Below are 21680 nucleotides of genomic sequence, written 5' to 3'. Positions count from 1 at the left end.
GTTTCTGAATATTATTTTTACAACCTTAACACTAATATCAAATTAAATATCAGAACTAAAAACTCATTTTTAAACTAACTATACTTAAATAATGATTTTTAAACCCCAAACTGCCAAGCAAAAAAATATTTTAAAAACCCTGGCATTTTATTTAATTTATATCTTAATCGCAGTAATCTTTTTTTACATTTTTCCGAGTGGAATGTGCGCACCAGGTCCAAATGCAGTATTAATTTTGTTAGCACCATTTATAGTTGGAATTTTTGCAATAGTCAATTTGATAAAAACATTCATAAATAATGAACATTTAGGTTCGTTAATAATCCATTTTGCTGTTTTAATAATTTTACTCATTTTGATATTTTAATCTAAGTTTAATAAACTTCATTTCATCAAAAGCAGAATAATACAATCAAAAAGCTAAATCTTTCTACTCTAAATCAATAATCGAACATCGTTTATAGTTATTCAAATCTCAACTTTGTACCTTTGCACCTTAAAACCTTTGTACCTTAGAAAAAATGATAGAAGATAAAAATCAGCAGAGAACTAGTATAGCACAGTTGGGAGAATTTGGTTTAATTGAGCATTTAACCCGAAACTTTGATGTTACGCAAGAATCGACTTTAAAAAGTATTGGTGATGATGCCGCTGTTCTTGATTTTAAAGACAAAAAAGTAGTCGTTTCTACCGATTTATTAATTGAAGGAGTTCATTTTGATTTGGCTTATATGCCTTTGAAGCATTTAGGTTACAAATCTGTTGTCGTAAATGTATCTGATATTTGTGCGATGAATGCGAAACCAACACAAATTACGGTTTCGGTGGCAGTTTCAAATCGTTTTCCCCTTGAAGCTTTAGATGAATTATTTGAAGGAATTACACATGCAGCAAAAGAATATAAAGTTGACGTTATTGGCGGTGACACAACCTCATCTCAAAAAGGATTAATTATCAGTATTACTGCCATTGGTGAAGCTGATGAAGATGAATTAGTTTACAGAAACGGAGCAAAACAAACCGATTTATTAGTGGTTACAGGAGATATTGGAGCCGCTTATATGGGATTGCAAGTTTTAGAACGCGAAAAACAAGTTTTCCAAGTTAATCCAAACAATCAGCCGGATTTAGACCCTTATACATATTTAGTAGAGCGTCAATTGAAACCAGAAGCGCGCAAAGATGTTCGTACTTTACTTCACGCATTAGATATTAAACCGACAGCTATGATTGACATTTCAGATGGATTATCTTCAGAGATTATTCACATCTGTAAACAATCTAAAGTTGGCTGTAATTTATATGAAGACAAACTGCCTTTAGATCCGCAATTTATTTCGACTTGCGAAGAATTTAATATTGATAGTACAACTGTTGCTATAAACGGAGGTGAAGATTATGAGCTTCTATTTACAATCGACATTAATGATTTTGACAAAATAAAAGGAAATCCGAATTTCTCTATTATAGGTCATATGGCAGAAGAAAATGAAGGAATTCATCTTGTAACGCGTGCAAATACAAAAATTGCTTTAAAAGCACGTGGTTGGGACGCATTGAGCGAGTAAATTTTAAAAAATCCAAATAAAAAATTCCAAATTCCAACTGTTACTTTAGTGATTGGAATTTGGAATTTATTTTTTATTGGAATTTTTATTTTAAAATAGCCCCTTACTTTTTGCTTCTTTCAGCAAATCATCGTCAGAATCGTTTTTAATTTTTAATAATTCTTTTAAATGTTTTTTTCTTTTCTCAATTGCATTTAAAGAAATTGGAATATGATGAAGCATATCATGATTTGAAATTCCTTTTGATAAATGTACTAATATCTGTTTATCGTACTGATCAATTTCAATAGCATTGTGAGTAGACTGATTCAGCATTTTTACGACCGACTGGCTGTAATATTTTTCGTTTTTCATTACTTTATCAAAAGCAAGAAGCAATTCATCAAAAGTAAGATCGTTTTTTATAATTAAACCATTTGGTTGAATAGTTCTGATAATTGTTTTGATTTTCAGCAATTCGGTATACATGGTTAAAAGGATAATCTTGCACGAAGGCATTCTTTTAAGCAAAAGTGCAGCCAAATCTTCACCAGAAAAAATTTCTTTTTCCTCGTAAGGAGGCATACTGATATCTAAAAAAGCAATATCAAATTGAGGTGAATTATGATTTTCAATTATTTCATAACCCGATCTACAATCTTGTGCCTGAAAAATCGAAAATTCGTATTGATGGGGATTGTACCGCGTAATGGCATTCTTATATCCTTCAATAATAAATGGATGATCATCTACTATTAAAATATTTTTTTTAACTAATTGCGAGTCGGAGGCTGTTAAATCAAATGTCATTATTATGCTGGTAAATATTAGGAATTATTGGGATTCTTACAGTGAGCTTAGTTCCTTCTCCTTTAACAGATTTTATCGTAACTGTTCCTTTACATTCTTTCGCTCTATATTCTATATTGTGCAAACCAATTCCATTTTTGGTCTTCTTGGTATTAAATCCTATTCCGTCATCTTCGATAGAGAAAATCAAAACATTGTTAACATTTTTAAGTTCCACTTTAATAAAATCTGCATTAGCATATTTATTGCAATTCTGAAGACCTTCCTGAATAATTCGATATAAATTAATTTTAACCATATTGCTTATCTGCTCCCATTTTATATTGGGATCAAAAGAGGTAATTAATTTTGAATTATATGTATTTATTTGATTTTCAAATAGTTTATTCAAAATTGCAATAAAATTATTAATTAATTCCGATTTTTCTCGATTTAAATCATGAGAAATTTCTCGAATGTCTTGTTCTATATTTTTTAGCTCTGCGAGGTATTTTTTTCTTTTAGAAGCTGCCTCTGCTTCATCGAGTTTATCCAAACTATCCAAACTAATTCTAATTCCGAACATGCGGCCCAAAACTCCATCATGCAATTCCTGCGCTACATTTTTCTTTTCTCTAATTCTGGTAAGTTCAATTTCATTTTGCTGAGAAATCATCAAATTGTAAATATCTTCGTTTGCAATCTGCTGTTGCTGCTTAAATAAAAGTTCGCGGTTCTTAGCCTGCTGTGTTTTATAAACATAGAAAAACAATCCAAGCAAAGTACAAATACTAAAAACATAAACCAAAGTTTTATTTTTCTCCTGAAGATTGGAGTTTTGGTCTTTTATTTCGTTGGTTTCGTAGGCGATTCTAGAGAATTTTTCTCCCATTTTTCGCTCGTCTTTCAACATTTTATCGTTAAGCTTTATGTATTCTCTAGAATAAATCGAAGCATTTCTCGGATCAACGCTTGCCGTTTGTTTTAAGGCTTCTAATGTATTTATATATTTTGCCGTAGTTCTCGAAAGAGCCAGTGCCTGTTTGGATAATTCTAATGCTTTGGCCGTGTCTCTATTAAAAGCGTAATATTGAGATAAATGAATTTTACTGGATACGATTCCAGAAACCAAATCAAGCTTCTCTCTAATCTCTAAAGATTTATAAAACAAATCCGGCAATTCATATGTGTCATTCATCTTGAATCTAGAATATCCTAAATTATCTAATAAAATTGCATATAAAGTAGCTCTCTGTTCGAAAAGGTTTTTTTGTTTAAGCCCCTCTTCAAAATATTTTTCCGCCGCTTTATAATCATCCATATTCATATATATGAAACCGATATTGTTTAAAGAGGCTGCCTTATATTGAAATTCTGAAGCTATATCTTTATCTTCGAGAATTTGCAAAGCTTTGTTTTGAAACTCCAAAGCTTTTTGATATTCCTCTCTTTCATTGTATAAAACACCGAGTAAATTGTAGCTTTCATACAGAATTTCATTGACATTTTTTTCTTTTTTTAAGATACTCAAAGTCTTAAAAACATTTATTTCACTTTCAAAAAAATCTCCTTCATTATATTGTAAATTGGCTTTACTCAAAAATGTTTTCGCCAAATTGATTTGATCTTTTATTTTCAAATAGGTCTTTTCTGCTTTAAAATAATTCATAAAGGCACTATCAGAAACAGATTGAGAAACATAGTAATCTCCTAAATAAGTATAAGCCTTGGCCATATTAACAGAATCTCTCGACTTCTCTGAGCGCTCTAAAATTAACTTAGTGGTGTTCAAATAAGATTTCCAGTTGCTCATGTTATAGTAACGATTGGCAACTTTAAAAAGATTTACTTTATTTATAGAGTCGTCTTTCTGGTTTAAAATGATATTTAAAGCCTTAAGATTGTAATTTTGTCTGAATTTGAGAGGAATACTGTCCTCGTTTGCAAGAGAAAGATATACGGGAAGACTATCTACTGAAGAAATTGTATTATTATCTAGCCCTGTTTTCTTGGTACAACCCAACAAAACCAAGAGTATAAGGAATACTATTTTGCTTGCGTCTTTCAATTATGTTTTTGGAATTTTACCAAAAATAGTAAAAAACTTGAGACACAAAAAAAAAGCTGTCATTTCTGACAGCTTAAATATATATTTCGATTGTAGATTAGTCTACTTTTTTATCATTTCCGATAGATTGATTAACACTAGCGAAGTTTAAATTTCTAGAGTTCATTTCAGATGCATTAACATCTCTTTTTCTGATAATTCCACCTGCTGCACCACCATCGATTGGCAACATTGCAACATCTCTTTTTCTGATAATTCCACCAGCAGCGCCACCATCAATTGGCATAAATGCAACATCTTTTTTTCTGATAATTCCACCTGCAGCACCACCGTCAATTGGAGCGCTAAAAGAAGTTGCTAATACTACTAAAGAAAATAATCCGATTGTCAAAGCTGTTTTTTTCATGACCTGAGGTTTTAAATGTTTGTTTATATTTTTGGAGATTGACCGCTTTTGGTTGCGAATCATGGTGTAAAACTAACACGAAGGCCGAAGAAAATTTATACGAAAAATTGAGTTTGTGGTAGATGATACCCAATTGATAGTCAATGGGTAGCAAATCCGAGTAAACGTCTACTTTTTAGATTTCTAGATAATTACCCGCTGCGAAATCAGCAATAATCTGATCTACATTAGCTTTGTAGGTCTTTGAAAACGGGATTTTCTTTGAAGAATTTTTAAGATAACAAATGGCATTTCCGCTATGAATTCTAGAAATGTAATTTCGATTGATTACATAACTATTATGAATACGAATAAACGGATAGGTTAAAATGCTTTCAAAATGCTTTAATGTTTTAAATGCTGTAATCATTTCACCAGTATTCAAATAAATATCTGTAGAATTGTTATCTGCTTGAAAATAACAGATATCGGCTGCATTTAAATACCGATAATCACCATAAGATTTGATGCAGATCGTAAGCGGTCTTTCTACATTTTGAGGAATTCCTGCTGTATCATTATCAATTACGATAGAAACGGGTTCTTGTTCTAGCGAAGTATTTTTTGATCCCAGATCAGCCTTATTTAGCTTTAAAATAGTCTTTCGAAGATCTATTTGCATAACTGGTTTTAAAAGATAATCGTAGACACCATACTGAATGGCATCAAAAGCTTTTTCTTTATGTTTTGTCGTGACAATAATTTTAGGAATTTCTTGAAAAAAACGATGCAGTTCGCTTATAAAGGTCAAAGACAACTGACTTGAAGTGTTTTTAGGGTCTATTTCGAGAAAAACTAATTCTGGTTTATATTCTAAAACCAAATTCAAACCATCCTGAAAATTTGATGCCGACGCGATAAAAGATAATTCTGAAAATCCTGCAGCGGTTGTTTTGGTTTTCAAAATACTTTCAGCATCATCATCAACAATAATATACGAATATTTCCTCAAGTTTTGGTTTTGTTGATTTCCTCCATACGCAATTTCAATCAAAAATTGGATCTTTGATTGACTGGACTGGCGAAAAATTGGTTTTGGCTTTTACCCGAATTTAAAAATACGGATTTAAACATTTTAAGCCGTTCATTGTTAACACATTACACCCAAATGTTAATACAAAATGATGAAATGCAAAAATCATCGATAAAATGCGTGTTTTTTAAAATCAAAAATCCCAAACTCCTAACGGAATTTGGGATCAATACTATAATTGGTAAAGATTACATTTTCATTAACCAGTTTTTCATCGAAACTTCATTTTCGATAATTCCTCTTAATTCTGTAATTTTTACACGATCTTGTTTCATGGTATCTCTATGACGAATCGTTACTGTTTCATCTTCCAAAGTTTGATGATCTACCGTAATACAGAAAGGCGTTCCTAAAGCATCTTGTCTTCTGTAACGGCGTCCTACAGCATCTTTTTCATCATAAGCAACATTGAAATCCCATTTCAAATCTTCAATGATTTTTCTTGAAATTTCTGGCAAACCATCTTTTTTAACTAATGGTAATACTGCTGCTTTCGTTGGCGCTAAAACTGCTGGCAATTCTAAAACTGTTCTTGTAGAACCGTCTTCTAATGTTTCTTCTTTTAAAGAAGTTGCAAAAACCGCCAAGAACATACGATCTAAACCAACTGAAGTTTCTACTACATAAGGAACATAGTTTTCATTTAATTCAGGATCAAAATATTGTAATTTTCTTCCAGAATATTCTTCGTGTGCTTTCAAATCAAAATCTGTACGAGAGTGAATTCCTTCCAATTCTTTAAATCCGAAAGGGAAATTGAATTCGATATCAGCTGCTGCATTTGCATAGTGAGCTAATTTTTCGTGATCGTGAAAACGGTAATTTTCTTTTCCTAATCCTAAAGACAAATGCCATTTCAAACGAGTATCTTTCCAATGGTGATACCATTTCATTTCTTCTCCAGGACGTACAAAAAATTGCATTTCCATTTGTTCGAATTCACGCATACGGAAAATAAATTGTCTTGCAACAATTTCGTTTCTGAATGCTTTACCCGTTTGAGCAATTCCAAAAGGAACTTTCATACGACCCGATTTCTGAACGTTTAAAAAGTTAACGAAAATACCTTGCGCCGTTTCCGGACGTAAATATAAATCCATTGCAGATTCTGCAGAAGCTCCAAGTTTAGTTCCAAACATTAAGTTGAACTGTTTTACATCAGTCCAGTTTTTAGAACCCGTTTCTGGATCGGCAATTCCTAATTCTTCAATTAACGCTTTCACATCCTGAAGATCATCAGTCATACCTTTTGCAAGCCTTTCCAGAATTTCTTTTCTTTTTGAAAGATATTCTACAACGCGCGCATTTGTTGTAATAAATTCTTCTTCATTAAAAGCATCACCAAAACGAGCTTTTGCTTTTTCGATTTCTTTTTGAGCTTTTTGATTAATCTTTTCAGCGAATTCTTCAACTAAAACGTCAGCTCTATATCTTTTTTTAGAATCTTTATTATCAATTAATGGATCATTAAATGCATCAACGTGACCTGAAGCCTTCCAAGTTGTTGGATGCATTAATATTGCAGCATCAAGGCCGACAATATTTTCATTCATCTGAACCATTGATTTCCACCAATATTCACGGATATTCTTTTTTAACTCGACTCCATTTTGTGCATAATCGTAGACTGCACTTAATCCGTCGTAAACTTCGCTTGACGGAAAAATAAATCCGTACTCTTTTGCGTGCGAAACCACATTCTTAAATATATCTTCTTGTTTTGCCATAGTGATGCAAAAATATAAAAAGTACCTTTAAAAAAAAGAAAAATAATAAAGTTTGAAGCAATGATTTTACTTAATTTGTAAATAAAATCTTTCTTTTTATGATTAATTATCTAATAAATCTGTTTTTCCCTAAAGTCTGTGACGGATGCCGCGGAATTTTACTTCAAAATGAAAATGTTTTCTGCACGGTTTGCCGACATGAAATGCCTCTAACTCAATATCATTTAGATTCAAAAAATGAAGCTATAAAAAAATTTTACGGCAAAGTCGATATTCAATTTGCCGCTACATTTTTATATTTTAATAAAAAAGGAATGGTTCAGGAACTGATTCACAATCTCAAATACAAAGGTCATGAAGAAATTGGAACCGTTCTGGGAAACTGGTACGTGGAAGATTTAAAAGAAGTTTGTTTTGAACTCCCGTTTGATGCTGTAATTCCAGTTCCGCTTCATAAAAGAAAATTGAAGGAACGAGGCTATAATCAGGTCACTAATTTCGGGAAAGCAATTGCTGAAGGTTTGGGTATTTCGTTTAATGAAACCCTTTTATTACGAAAAGTATATTCTAAAACACAATCTAAAAAAAATCTTTTAGGAAGATCCGAAAATATTGAAAGCATCTTTGATGTTGAATTTACGAAAACAGATCACAACAAACACTTTTTGATTGTCGACGATGTTCTTACCACAGGCGCAACCATTGAAGCTTGCTCACGTGCTTTGTTGAAAATTCCAGGCGCCAGAATAAGTACCATCTGTATTGCAATGGCGCATTAGAAATTTAGTTTAACCTGATGGATGAAATTTTTAAAAAAAAGTTTTAACACATAGAAACATAGATTTTGTTATTTAAAAGGAAATCAAAAGAAACCAGTTTCCACACATAGCAAAACTATGAGCTTTTAAATTAGTGAAACGCCTTTTTAAATCATCTAGAAACTATGTTTCTATGTGTTGAAAATAACTAAAGCTATAAGTTAATTAACTATTATTTTTCTTACTGTTCTTTTCTCCCCATCAGTAATGGTCACAAAATAAACTCCCGATGGCACTCCTGGCAATTGTATATCTTGAATAAAATATCCAGAACCTTGAAATGTTTTATCGTACACATATTTTCCTAAGATATCATGAACAAAAACTCTAATATCTTTAAGTGAATCTCGTTGAAACTGAATCGTAAAATTTCCTTTATTCGGATTTGGATACAATGTAAAGTCTACATTTTGAAAATCTCCAGTATCTAATGTATACGTCTTGTTACAAATATTTACTGAAGCCGAATTTATAGTTCCTAACATTCCTAGAACAGCATCACGAACTCTAAAAGTCCAAACTCCTTGCGGATTTTCGCCATTAAAGGCACTTAACGCGCTGGCAGGAATTACAATTTGGCTAGTGGTTGCATTACAGTTTAAAGCAGTTCCACTATCATCAAACTGAAGTGCAAGTGTCGAACTGGTACTGCCACAGCTTTTATTAAAGAGACTAACTACTGTTCCGCTTGGGCTCACAATCTGCATTTCAAGATCAGAAAACCTTGTATGAGTTACATTTACAGACACATTTACATCCGAAATTGTTCCTGTTGAAGATGGCACAGTTACAGTTTTACTTATATAGGTAGAACTGTTGCCTGTTGAATAACCTCCTTCAAAATTGTAAGTATTGCAACTTGTAGAAACAGCATAACCAATGGCAAAAGGACTTTTATTTAAAGCATAATATATATTATTGACTGGCTCAATTAAAAGTCTGCAATTTGTTGACGGAGTAATTCCGGACGGAATCAAAACAGTTTCTGACCCATCATTTAATGTATTTGAAGCTAAAATGGTAGGAAACGTCAAACCACCATCTAAAGATAATTTGATGTTAACGTTTGATGATCCTGAAAGTGTATTCGTATTATTAACACTCCATGTAATAGTTTGTGCAGAACCTCTTTCCCAAGAAATATTATCTGTATTTTGTGAAGTTACAGCAAATGGTCCTGCAGCAGCAGTTACTGTAACAACCATCGCATCTGTATAAGTTTGCGCTGTTCCTTCTGTTGTAATATCTCTTCCTGTCAAAGTAAAATTCATCGTTTTGGCAATTGAAGAAACAGATTCCCAAGTTGTCGTTAGCTGATTGTTGAGAACAGAACTGAAAGCTGGCATATAACGAACCGGAGATGCCGTTGGCGGAAATGATCTAAACATTGGACCATCTGGTTTTGTTGCGTAGGCAATACTATTTGCTCCTGTTGTAGTAATTGCGCTGTCAAATTGTTCCCAAGTATATGTTATAGAATTTCCCTCAGGATCTGAACCTGTACCAGTTAAGATAAACGGTGTACTAATTGGAATAGTATAATCTAATCCTGCATTGATTACAGGAGGATTATTTGTTATAGGTGTCGTTACAGCACAATTTTTTCCGGCTAAATTATTCTGAATCTGATTAATACTTCCGTATGAAAAATAATCATCTGAATTACTTTGAATGTCATAATCTTCTGTTACTCCAGCATACGCCATAATGGTAGAACCACTTCCTGGTTCATAATGTGTGCCCGACCCTTCTGCTTTATAAGAGAAAGTATGAGTTCCTCCAAGCTGATGCCCCATTTCATGAGCTACAAAATCAATATCGAAGGTATCCCCAAGCGGTCTTCTATCTGATGGCGAAGTATAAGCACTTCCTTTTCCAAGCGGAACACCAGCAGTTGGATCTACACAAACACAGCCAATACAGCCTGCATTTCCGCCTCCGCCTGAAGCTCCAAATAAATGCCCAATATCATAATTAGCATTTCCAATTACATTGGTTAATGTTGTCTGCACTTCCTGCCCCCAAGTACCGCCAGGATCTGCAGTTCCTTGAGCAGCATTAGAATAAGGATCTGTAGTTGCATCAGTATAAATTATTGCATCATTATTGGCAATTAAAATCAATTTTACAGAAAGATCTTTATCAAAAACTCCGTTTACTCTCGTAAGAGTGGCATTCATTCCTGCTAATGCTCCCGCTTTTGTACCTCCAAAAAAGGTAGTATATTCTCCTGTACAAGATAATGCCAGACGGAATGTCTTATATTGTTTGGCACTTGAAGCCGTTTTTCCTGTAATTGAAGATTTATTCTCAGCAACTAAATCGGTTGTGTTGCAGTTCAGACGCATCTTTGAAGCTGCATTATCTGCCGATTTAAACACTACATATTCAGAACTATCATCAGGATTTTGCTCAATATATTCTGTTTGTTTTTCTAAACGAAAAACCATGGTTTGCATTCCGATTGGAGCAACACTAAAATAAATTTTAGCATTTTTATCGTCTATTCCGATTCCTTGATAAGCTCTAATTTCTGGATATTTAGCCTGCAATTCTGGATCAAAATTAGAAGATTCCCAAACCGAAAAGCGTTCTAAATTTCCTTCCGAATTCGGAATTGTTATTTCGACATTATTGCTTTTTACGGTTTTACTGGTTGCAGAAACTAATTTTGAACTAAGTAGATCAGCATTTAATTTATAATATAATTTATTTGATTCTGAAGCACTTGCCTTTTGCGTAAGCGAGGAAGATGAATTTACTTTTTGCCACAAAACAGTATTCTGTCCTTTGACACTAACACAGCAAAAAATAAAAAATATATAGAGTAATTGTTTTTTCATATTCGATCGGGATATAGTATCAAAATTAATTCAATTAATTTGAAATTATACAAGATATAAGACAATTAACGCTTTTTAATCGACGAGTTGGCTTGTTTTTACAAAAAGAAATCTAAGGAATAGTTAAAATTCGATTTAGCCAGTATTAAATTTAAGACAGAATAGTATAAATTTGCAGCATCTTAAATAATTTGTTTTGAAGCTCTTTCATTCTATAACCGATTTTCAGTCAACCAAGAAAACTATTTTAACTCTTGGTACTTTTGACGGCGTACATATTGGTCACAAAAAAATTCTGGAAAGAATTACCCAAAATACTGAAAATGGGAAATATGAAAGTCTGGTTCTTACCTTTTTTCCGCATCCGCGAATGGTTCTTCAGGAAAAATCAGAAATAAAATTATTAAACACTATCAGCGAAAAAACAAAACTGCTGGAAGCAACCGGAATCGAAAATTTAGTGGTTCATCCTTTTAACGAAAGTTTTTCAAGACTGACTGCCGAAGAATTTGTTCATACTATTTTAGTCGATAAATTTCAAATTCAAAAAATTATTATTGGGCACGATCATCGTTTTGGACGCAACCGAACAGCAAACATTGACGATTTAATTGCTTTTGGAATTGAATATGGTTTTGAAGTTGAACAAATTTCAGCACAAGAAATACAAGATGTTTCAGTAAGCTCAACCAAAATCAGAAAAGCGTTAAACGACGGTAATATGGCTTTAGCAAACGAATATTTGGGATACGACTATTTCTTAAATGGTACGATTGTTAAAGGAAAACAATTAGGAAGAACGATTGGTTTTCCTACTGCAAACATTCACATTGAAGAAGATTATAAACTAATTCCAAAAATTGGTGTTTATGTTGTAAAAGCTGTCGTAAACAAAGAAACTGTTTTTGGCATGATGAATATTGGTTTTAATCCAACTGTGAATGGCGAGAAACAAACCATTGAAGTGCATCTTTTTGATTTTGATAAAGATATTTATAACCAAAATATTGAAGTTTCACTTTTGCATTATATTCGCGAAGAGCAAAAATTTAGTTCTGTCGATGCCTTAAAAGAGCAACTTAATAACGATAAAAAAGTTGCTGTGAATTATATAAATCTTCTGTAGAAAATCGCAATACAGTTTTTCCTCGTTTTTAAATCATTGTAGTTATTTTTTTAGTAAATTTGATAGAACACTGTTTTTCAAATATTTACTATTATCTTCTAAAAAATAACCACTATGAAATTACCTAAAGAAATTACCAACGGTTTTTTGATTTTTCTCGGAATAGGCATTTATTTTTTATTAATGAATGTATTAGGTTTGGCAGATTTGTTTTATTTAAGAACGCTCAATGTTTTCTTTATTTTCTACGGAGTTAATAGAACAATGCAGATGAATCTTCATGAGGGAGAAACCAATTTTGTTACTAATGCCGTTTCTGCCATGACTACTTCTGTAGTCGGCGTATCAATGAGCGTATTTGGCTTGTTAGTTTACAGTTATGCCCGAGGCGGAGATGCGTATGTTAGAACGCTATCTGAAGCTTTTATGTTTGGAGGAAATCCATCGGTGCCAACTTATTGTATTTGTTTATTATTTGAAGGACTTGCTTCTTCAGTAATTGTTACTTTAATGATGATGCTGTATTGGAATAATAAATATGCTGCGGACTAATTTTTAAGAGTTTCGCAGATTACATCATTTTAAATTCGATTAAATCAAAAATTTAGTTAAAAGAGCTCAATAATCTCGATAAATATTTTTAAATTGCTTATAGCTCAGTGCTATAAGCAATTTTTTTATTCAGCAAAATGAAATTAAAACAAATCGAAAGGGTAAAAAAAATCTCTAAAGATGATTTTATTTCCCAATATGTAAAAAAACAAATTCCTGTTGTTATTGAAGAACTGACCGAAGATTGGCCCGCTTATAACAAATGGAATTTATCCTATATCAGAGAAATCTCAGGCGACGCCATTGTTCCTTTGTACGATGACAGACCTGTAAATCATGAAGATGGCTTCAATGAAGCTCATACTAAAATGAAAATGAGCGATTACATTGATTTATTAGAAGAAAAACCTACCAATTATCGCATTTTTCTTTACAATTTGATGAAACAAGTGCCATCATTAAAAGACGACTTTTTATGGCCTGACATTGGTCTGAAATTAGTCAAACAAATGCCGATGCTATTTTTTGGAGGCGAAAGCTCGAGAGTCTTTATGCATTACGACATTGATTATTCTAATATTCTTCATTTCCATTTTCATGGAGAAAAACAATGTATGCTTTTTGCTCCAGATCAGTCAAAATATATGTATAAAGTCCCTCACGCTCTAATTTCGAGAGAAGATATTGATTTTGACAATCCAGATTACGAAAAATTTCCTGCCCTCAAAAATGCAGAAGGATATATCACTAATCTGAAACACGGAGAAATGCTGTACATGCCTGAAGGTTATTGGCATTATATGAAATATCTAACACCAGGTTTTTCAATGAGTTTGAGATCCTTCCCAAAAAACATTGTTAATTTATCAAAAGCCGCCTATAATGTTTTTATAATGCGCCATTTCGATATTATGATGCGAAAAATTCAGGGCCAAAAATGGATTGATTACAAAAATGAAAAAGCGATAACTAAAACTAATGAAAATCTACAGCGTACATTCTAAATAAAAAAAGCGGTTGAATTAATATTCAACCGCTTTTTTTTAGAATCTAGAAGACTATTTTCTTAGTAGTTGTGTATCCATTATCCAATGTTATTTTTACCAAAAGCACCTGATGTACTGGCGGTAAATTTGTAATCAATAATTCTTTATTATTAATATTCTCTTTTTGATATAGCAACTTCCCGCCGACATCATAAATAGCTGTTTCTTTAAGATTTTCAGTATCCGATACTGCTTGCAGTTTGATGTTTTTATCTTTAACAGAAACAAATACATTTTTATCAAGACTGGCAAAATTATTCGTTTCTAAATTTTTATTGGTGTAGCGCAATACGAAACGTTCATTAAAAACCCCTATCGCAGTAGTAAATGTATAAGCTCCTGCTTTAAGATCTTGTATCTTATTTGTGGCCTTATCTTCCAGATATATTGTCTGTGTACTCAAGTTGCCATCTGTACGTTCTATTGCAATGGTAAAATCTCCTGCAATTGAAGATCTATATCCCAACGGAACTGTATCCGATTCTTCAAAAGGTATTGCCCGGCCTTGAATTAACAATTTAATCGTTCCATTTATGCTATAAAAATCAAGTAAAGGATTTGAATTTAAAGTTTCCGCATCGTAGTTATCATCCCATAAATTGGTTGCACCCTCTATATAACCAATTAATATTTGTTTAAAGGCTCCTTGCGTATTCGTAAAATTTAGCCAGACACGATGTCTTTCAAATTCACTTTGACCAGATTTAAAAAACTGACTATTATTACCAGATACTCGCATTAAATTTGTAAAAACAGCTCTTTGCCCAGTTTTTGATCTTGCAAAAAATCCTTGTCCAGCCGCAATATAGCCTAATGGCGGAGCTTGGTTTCCTGGAGTTGTAGCTCCTGTACCTGTCATTGATCCAGCATTTGTATTTCCTGAAAGATTATAAACCGCAAAATCATTATTATTATAGTAATATTTAGAATCAGCCGGGTTGTATACTGGAAGCGAATTATGTGTCCAAAAATACAAGGTCCCATAATAATTTGCCGCATTATCAACAATAAACCTATCAGCATAAATTGCTGAAGGATACGGATTTCCAAGAAGATTTCCTTTTGTAGCCACAGCAGTAGGGCCTAAAATAGTTCCGTTATTTGGTACACCAATAAATACACCACCATAGATTGCATTTGGAATGGTAGTATCAAAAGATTGAGGCGCCCGAATATTGTAACCATTTCCTTTAACCATTTCTTCCGTTCCATTTAAAATGATTGTCCAACCATTATTGGGATCGAATCTATAATACTTGTCTAATAAAGTGAATGGAGAAAATTCTTGTAATGTAAAGGCTGGCACGCGGGTGACTGGAGAAGACCAATATGTTGCATCATAACGTCTTACTGGTTTCGAATCTCTTTTATAGGTAATATTACCACTATTAACGGCTTCAGATATCTGTACTAAACTTGAGTTATTTTCAAAAACAAAAGAACCTGTTCCTAATACATTTACTTCATTGGTAACGGTTAAGGTATTACTGCTTTGAACAATTAAAGAACCATTATTCTGTATCGTAATTCGATTTGCAAAAAACGTCCCATTTGTTCCAGAAATAATTGGATTTGTTGTCATCGGCGGAATAGTAACGCAATCTGATGCTAAAGGAACTCCAGTTGGAGTCCAATTTGCTGGTGTTGCCCAATTAGCACTACTGCTGCCGTTCCAAATTTTAGCTACTACTGGATTTATAGTAACCGCAGTCGATGGTGACTGACAAAGAGTAGAATTATTTCTAACACTTACATTGTATGGTCCTGTCGTCAAATTGGCAAACACTCCAGTAGTATTAGTAAAAGTAGTTCCATCAATACTATATGAAAAACCTGTCCCAGATGCAGGAGATGTTACCGTTATAGTTCCTGTATTCACAGCGCAAGTTGGTTGTTGAGTTGCAGAAGCTGTTGGCGCAACAGGCAAAGCATTTACAACTACCGAAATTGGATAGTTAATTGATACGCAACCTGCATTACTTACAGTCAGCGTTCCTGTGTAGGTTGTTGCACCTGTTCCAGCAGGAACTGCAATACTTATCTGACTTGCAGGCAAAGTTGCGTTGTTAACTGCTACAAAATTATTTGCAGGAGACGCATTCCAAGCAATACTGTAATTTGTTGGTACATTCGTTGTTGCGGTGTAAGGCAAATTTACATTTTGTGAATTTGTACTTCTACATACTCCTGGAATAGCACTAAGCGCTATTGTTGGACGAGCAGTAACTGCAATTGTAACTACGTTATTTGCCGTAATTGTTGAAGAACAATCCATTGATGCTAAAGTTGTAATTGTAATTGTGCTATTTCCAACAGTATTTAATCCTGAAGCTGTAAAACTTCCAACACCAGCAGTTCCAACCGTAAAATTAGCAATTTGACCTGTCGCGCTGCTTGTATTGTAAGTAGCCACATAATTTCCTTTAGGTAAGCTCGTTGGTGTACCTGTAAACTCGACTAATGATGTCCCAGTAGTGGTACAAGCGGTAGATGCTTTTATTGTACTTAAACTATATGTTTTACAGCTATATGTAATTATTAGATGACCACGTGCACCTGTCCCTCCGTTGTGAGAAGCTCCCAATGAAGCTAGACCTCCGCTACCACCACCTCCATAAGTCTTTCCATCATTACCTACACTATTTCCTAATAACAAACTTGAAATTGCATCTCCACCTCTACCGCCGCCGCCAGCTATATTCCCAGCGTCTCCACCAGCACCAGCACCAAAGACAGCTAATAAGGATAGAACTCCAGAAGACCCGTCTTTACCTGGCAGTCCTGCCTCTGAACCTGTGCCACCTATCGTTGTACCTCCTAGACCTCCAGTTGGCGTCCCTCCATTATTTGCAAGACCACCTGTACCTCCCGCAGCATTAAATACAGAAGTGTATGATGCAATGTATGATGCGCCGCCAGATGCCCCATTACCAACTGCACCGGTCGTTGCTTTCCCTACAAATATACTTAACGTTTGAGGCGTGCTTGTTGTAATTTTACCTTTTGCATAGGCTCCTCCGCCGCCGCCGCCGCCGCCTCTTCCTACCAAAACAGTTGAGGTTGCACCTCCGCCTGCTCCGCCTGCTCCCCAAGCTTCTACATTTACTTCATCTATACCAGCAGGAAGTTCTATAGAGCCATCTGCAGGAAATGGATGTGTTTTCGTTTGCGCTTTTGTGGAAGTGTAGAATAATGATATAATTAAAATCAGAATAAATTTTAAATTGAAAGAGCAGCTCAATTGCAATCGTTCTTTAAAAAAAAATAAAGTCGAAAAGCTGAACTGGATAGGTAATTTTCTTTTCATCTTGTGGTATTTTTAGTAGTTGAAAAATAATTCAAATGCTAATCAAGATTAATTGCAAAATTGAGAATGAAGGAGTTTATGTAAATCTTATATTTTAGTCAATTTTTTGAAACACATAAAAAATACTTTAATCGGCAATACTATACATTTAATCGATTAAATACTATAACAAGGTACGATTTTATTTACACATAAATATCGTTTGTAGTATTAAACTTTAAAATTTAACACTTAAAACATGATTTACATAAAAAATAAGAAAAAACTGTTAAAATGGAAATTTAACACACGTAATAAGTTGTTATAATGGTTCTTAACAAAGAAAAAAAGCCTTTTGCATACGTTAGCAAAAGGCTTCAATAAGTTGTTAATATATAGTTTAGAAGAGTATCTTCTTAGAACTACCATTTCCATTTTCTAAAATTATTTTCACAAATAATACTTGATTTGAAACGCCTAAATTTTCAATAGACATTCTCTTATTTTCAATTCCTTCTTTTTTGTATAATTGATTTCCTAAAACATCATATACACAAACTTCTTTAAGATTTTCATTTAATGAGTCTATCTAAATAATATGCTTTTTTACCGAAACCAAAACTTCTTCTAAATTCTTTGAATGGTCATTATTTTCTAGTTTTTTATTCGTAAAAACAACTACAAAACGATCATCAACAATTCCGTTTCCAGATTCAAACTCGTAGAATCCTTCACTGAGATTATGAAGTTTGTGCAATACCTTATCCATTAAGAAAATATTCTTTCCAATAAAAAAATTGTCATAATGATCTATTTCTAGAACTAAAGAGCTTTTTTTCGCCAAATTATATCCTAAGACAATTGAATCACTTTCAACAAAAGGCAACTCTCGTCCTTGAATTACAAGTTTTCCATTTCCTACAACGCTATAAAAATCCATCCTGGGATTGGAATTAAGAGTTTGCGCATCGTAAATAGGATCTAGATCATTTGATGCTCCATCAGCATAACCAAGTAGAATTTGTTTAAAAATTCCTTCTTGATTTTTAAGATTCAGCCACAAACGATATTTTTCAATTTTACTTTTGGTCACTTCATCTTTTGAAGGTTTAAAAAAAGAGCTGTTACCACCTGTAATTCTCATACTATTATTAAACTCAAGAGTACCTGCTGCGCTTGATCTGACAAAGAAAGCCTGACCAGATGCAATAGTTCCATCAGGTGCGGAGTTACTTACTCCAGAACTTAAAGCAGAACTTGTGCCAACACCTCCTAAAAGATTGTACACCGCAAAATCATCATTGTTATAATAGTAATTTATAGGAGGTGTATTGTGTGTCCAAAAATATAAGGCGGTTTTAATTGTCGATAAATTATTTCTAATAAAAACATCGGCATCAATTGCACTTGGATATGGATTACCAACAAGATAAGAACTATTTGCAAATGGCATGTCTACATTAATCTTACCATTATTAGGAACTCCTTTAAAAGTTCCTTCAAAAATTGATCTTTCATTCATCGAATAACTCTGTGGCGCCCTAATACTGTAACCTTGCCCAGGATTCATTACCATCGTACCATATAGACTTATATTCCAACTTGTAACTGGATCGTACCAATAAAATTTATCTAGTAGTGTTTCTGGAGAAAAATCGAACATTTTCTGGTCTTTTACTGGTGAAGACCAATAGGTTGTATCATATCGAATAACTGGATTTGTTTTTCTTTTCAAATGAACAATTCCTGTGTTGATCATTTCGTCATCAGATTGGCACAAACTAGCACTATCTTCTAAAATCAAAGTACCAAATCCTGTATAGGCAAACTCAATATTTAGAGTATTTTTCTCTAGGAGTGTTACCATTTTATCCTGAGCAATATTGCATCCACAGACATTCGCGCTTGTTAAATTCGGATAATTTTCTTTAAAATAAACGTCTTTGCCAGCCGATGGAAAACCAGCTGACCAAGAAATTCCATCCCAAATTGTAGTATTTACACAAAGTTTCAAACGCGCAATTCTATGTTTTGAAATTCCAGATACCGAGTTGAAGATCCCGCCAATTAACAATCGATAATCTTCTGTGAAGTTCATAGCAAAAATCGTGTTATTTAAAGATGCCAAAAAAGAGTCATCAAAAGATCCCGATGGCATTAAGCGAACTAACCTTAATGACGGAACATTTTTATAAGTTCCTGAAAATGCTCCTCCAACTAAAATTCTATCGTCTGGTTGAACTAAAATTGTACGAACATCTCCTTTACTAAAAGCTGTTCCCGAATCAAAAGTCGTATCCAAACTTCCATTAGGATTTAAACGAACGATTCTTTTTTGTGAGGTTCCATCAAATGTTACAAATGACCCTCCCACAATAATCTTTTGATCCGATTGTAATGCAATTGCATAAACATATTTATCAAAACCTTCACTAATCGTAAAACTTGTATCAATTGTTCCGTCAGCATTTAAACGAACTAGCCCTGCAAATGGCAATCCATTAAATGTTTTAAAATGCCCTCCAACAAGGATTTTCCCATCAGATTGCAAAACCACACATTCCACAGTACCATCTGCGCCTGAACTGATATTAAAATTTGGATCTTTCGAACCATCTGAAAGCAACCTGACAATTCTATTTGCATTAACCACTGAACCGTTGTATTTTGTAAATGCTCCAGCAGCGATAATCTTTTGATCGGACTGAATTGATAAGGCATAAACCTGACCATTAAAACCTTCTCCACAAGAAAATGAATAATCAATTTGTCCGTCCTGAAAAATCCGTACAATTCGATTATTGCTTACATCGTTGTATTTAGTAAAACTGCCTCCAATAATTACTTTCTGATCGTATTGCAAAACGGCCGCTTTTACCAGATTATTTGCTCCAGTATTTTCAGCATTAAACGAAGTATCAATAGCTCCATTTTCTAAAAGACAGCTAATTTTAGCAACTAAATTTCCATTAAATTTTTTAAAATTACCTCCAATAATAGTTTTCTTATTTGGAAGAGGCAAAATGGTTAAAACAGAATTGTCAAAACCAATGCCTGAAGATAAGTAAGCAGTATCGGGCTCTCCATCAATATTAATTTTAACCAACCTTCCTTGATTTTGTCCATTAAAAATGGCAAAAGATCCTCCAGCATACCAAGAAGTTTCTTCGTCAAATTCTAAAGCAAAAACAGAAGCTGATGCCGGTCCAGAACCAATATCAAAATCTGTTTTTAGTGTCCCATCTGAGTTAAGATAAATTAATCGATTTACTGGGTTATCATGGTATAAACCCGTAAAAGATCCCCCAACCATAATATCGCCAGATTGAGTGATTCTAATTACTTCTACTCCTTCTTTAGAAAAACCTGATTCTGTCAAGAAACTTTCATCTCTTGTTCCATCTTCATTTAAACGGATAATCCGATTGGCTGTATTCGAATTATAAGTCGTAAAATTACCGCCCAAAACAATTTTTCCGTCTGCTTGTAAAGCAATAGCCTTTACATCATCATTAAAACCAGTTCCTGAGTTGAAACTTGCATCATAAGTTCCATTGTTGTTCAACCGAATAATTCTATTTGCGACTGTACCGTTGAAAACAGTAAAATTTCCGGTAAGTATTATTTTTTCGTTTGGTAAGACTTTTACATGTGTGATATTTACCGCAGAGCCCGAATTGGTAAGAAAAAAAGAATCTACTGCTCCATTTGGAAGTAAACGTGCTACACGATTTACCGTAATTGCATTGTACTTTGTAAAACTGCCAACAATGATAATTTTTCCATCTGATTGCTTTGCAATATCATAAATAATTCCTGACGTTGCTCCTATAGTACTATTAAAACTATTATCATAAGATCCATCTGCGTTCAAGCGGATAATTCTTCCTGCACTAATTCCATTATAAATAGTAAAACTTCCGCCAACAATTATTTTACCGTCTTCTTGCAAATAAGAGGAGTAGATTTTTCCATTAAATCCAGTTCCAGTATCAAAACTTTCGTCTATCGATCCGTCTGGATTTAATCGGGTAAGGTACGAAACAGGGCTTCCGTTTAGGCTTACATAATTTCCTCCCACAATTAAATTCCCGTCTTTTTGAATTTGAAGTGTTCGCACGGCATTATTAAATCCGTCACCAAACTCTCCATTATCAATAGTATTAAACGAATTATCAACCTTTCCTTGCTGAGCAAGCAGTAATGTCTTTAAAGGAAGTAAGACCAAGATTATTAAATACAGTACTTTTTTAATCAAAACAATATAATTTAAATTAAAACAAAAAAAATTAAGCTAAAATTATAGAGGCTTAACAAATAGCACAATACCTAGATTTAGGGATATTTTAAATAAAAAAGCCCATTCTAAAAAGAATGGGCTTACAAATTTATTTACTGTC

The 21680-nt window shown here is 33.4% G+C and carries 15 protein-coding genes; 5 read left to right on the top strand and 10 right to left on the bottom strand.

The annotated features are described in order from the left end of the window. Nucleotides 1–183: 183 nt before the first annotated feature. The gene (locus LL966_RS13420; protein ID WP_229353908.1) at nucleotides 184–354 is read right to left on the bottom strand and encodes a hypothetical protein; all 171 of its coding nucleotides are present in this window, start codon (nucleotides 352–354) and stop codon (nucleotides 184–186) included. 167 nt (nucleotides 355–521) lie between these two features. On the opposite strand from LL966_RS13420, the gene thiL reads away from it, so the two are divergent. Continuing rightward, nucleotides 522–1568, top strand: a complete 1047-nt coding sequence (thiL, locus tag LL966_RS13415; RefSeq protein ID WP_229353906.1) for a thiamine-phosphate kinase — start codon at nucleotides 522–524, stop codon at nucleotides 1566–1568. A gap of 90 nt (nucleotides 1569–1658) precedes the next feature. Here thiL and LL966_RS13410 read toward each other — a convergent pair whose 3' ends face one another. The 5 genes from LL966_RS13410 to LL966_RS13390 form a co-directional block, all read right to left on the bottom strand. Further along, nucleotides 1659–2357: a response regulator gene (locus LL966_RS13410; protein ID WP_229353904.1), complete on the bottom strand. Its 699-nt coding sequence runs from the start codon at nucleotides 2355–2357 to the stop codon at nucleotides 1659–1661. Beyond that, nucleotides 2347–4404, bottom strand: a complete 2058-nt coding sequence (locus tag LL966_RS13405) for a tetratricopeptide repeat-containing sensor histidine kinase (RefSeq protein ID WP_229353903.1) — start codon at nucleotides 4402–4404, stop codon at nucleotides 2347–2349. Before LL966_RS13405 ends, LL966_RS13410 begins: the two co-directional genes overlap by 11 nt. A gap of 97 nt (nucleotides 4405–4501) precedes the next feature. Then, a complete protein-coding gene (locus tag LL966_RS13400) occupies nucleotides 4502–4810 on the bottom strand; it encodes a hypothetical protein (RefSeq protein ID WP_229353901.1) in 309 nt (102 codons plus the stop codon). Between the two features lie 175 nt (nucleotides 4811–4985). Then, complete coding sequence (locus LL966_RS13395; protein ID WP_229354112.1) at nucleotides 4986–5801, bottom strand: LytR/AlgR family response regulator transcription factor; 816 nt, start codon at nucleotides 5799–5801, stop codon at nucleotides 4986–4988. A 269-nt stretch (nucleotides 5802–6070) separates the two neighbouring features. Continuing rightward, complete coding sequence (locus LL966_RS13390) at nucleotides 6071–7609, bottom strand: glycine--tRNA ligase (RefSeq protein WP_229353899.1); 1539 nt, start codon at nucleotides 7607–7609, stop codon at nucleotides 6071–6073. Between the two features lie 98 nt (nucleotides 7610–7707). On the opposite strand from LL966_RS13390, the gene LL966_RS13385 reads away from it, so the two are divergent. Then, nucleotides 7708–8388: a ComF family protein gene (locus tag LL966_RS13385; RefSeq protein ID WP_229353897.1), complete on the top strand. Its 681-nt coding sequence runs from the start codon at nucleotides 7708–7710 to the stop codon at nucleotides 8386–8388. Nucleotides 8389–8588: 200 nt separating this feature from the next. On the opposite strand, the gene LL966_RS13380 is transcribed toward LL966_RS13385, so the two are convergent. Continuing rightward, the gene (locus LL966_RS13380) at nucleotides 8589–11270 is read right to left on the bottom strand and encodes a zinc-dependent metalloprotease (protein ID WP_229353895.1); all 2682 of its coding nucleotides are present in this window, start codon (nucleotides 11268–11270) and stop codon (nucleotides 8589–8591) included. Nucleotides 11271–11466: 196 nt separating this feature from the next. On the opposite strand from LL966_RS13380, the gene LL966_RS13375 reads away from it, so the two are divergent. The 3 genes from LL966_RS13375 to LL966_RS13365 all read left to right on the top strand — a co-directional run bounded on the left by LL966_RS13375 (nucleotide 11467) and on the right by LL966_RS13365 (nucleotide 13952). Then, nucleotides 11467–12396: a bifunctional riboflavin kinase/FAD synthetase gene (locus tag LL966_RS13375; protein ID WP_229353893.1), complete on the top strand. Its 930-nt coding sequence runs from the start codon at nucleotides 11467–11469 to the stop codon at nucleotides 12394–12396. 114 nt (nucleotides 12397–12510) lie between these two features. Then, the gene (locus tag LL966_RS13370) at nucleotides 12511–12948 is read left to right on the top strand and encodes a hypothetical protein (protein ID WP_229353892.1); all 438 of its coding nucleotides are present in this window, start codon (nucleotides 12511–12513) and stop codon (nucleotides 12946–12948) included. A gap of 137 nt (nucleotides 12949–13085) precedes the next feature. Further along, on the top strand, nucleotides 13086–13952 hold the full coding sequence (locus LL966_RS13365; RefSeq protein ID WP_229353891.1) for a cupin-like domain-containing protein: 867 nt from the start codon (nucleotides 13086–13088) through the stop codon (nucleotides 13950–13952). Between the two features lie 46 nt (nucleotides 13953–13998). On the opposite strand, the gene LL966_RS13360 is transcribed toward LL966_RS13365, so the two are convergent. From LL966_RS13360 to LL966_RS13350, 3 genes are all read right to left on the bottom strand, one after another. Then, nucleotides 13999–17301 carry a T9SS sorting signal type C domain-containing protein gene (locus LL966_RS13360; protein WP_229353890.1) on the bottom strand — a complete coding sequence of 1101 codons (3303 nt, stop codon included), beginning with the start codon at nucleotides 17299–17301 and terminating at the stop codon, nucleotides 13999–14001. Between the two features lie 379 nt (nucleotides 17302–17680). Beyond that, complete coding sequence (locus LL966_RS13355; protein WP_317207140.1) at nucleotides 17681–17869, bottom strand: T9SS sorting signal type C domain-containing protein; 189 nt, start codon at nucleotides 17867–17869, stop codon at nucleotides 17681–17683. Then, nucleotides 17870–21538 carry a delta-60 repeat domain-containing protein gene (locus LL966_RS13350; protein WP_229353888.1) on the bottom strand — a complete coding sequence of 1223 codons (3669 nt, stop codon included), beginning with the start codon at nucleotides 21536–21538 and terminating at the stop codon, nucleotides 17870–17872. Nucleotides 21539–21680 lie beyond the last annotated feature (142 nt).

Origin of the sequence: Flavobacterium chungbukense (genome assembly GCF_020805785.1) — a bacterium.
In the GTDB taxonomy this organism is placed as follows: Bacteria; Bacteroidota; Bacteroidia; order Flavobacteriales; family Flavobacteriaceae; genus Flavobacterium; species Flavobacterium chungbukense.
Note: the sequence above shows the minus strand (reverse complement) of the source record. Positions and strands in the feature narration are given on the sequence as shown.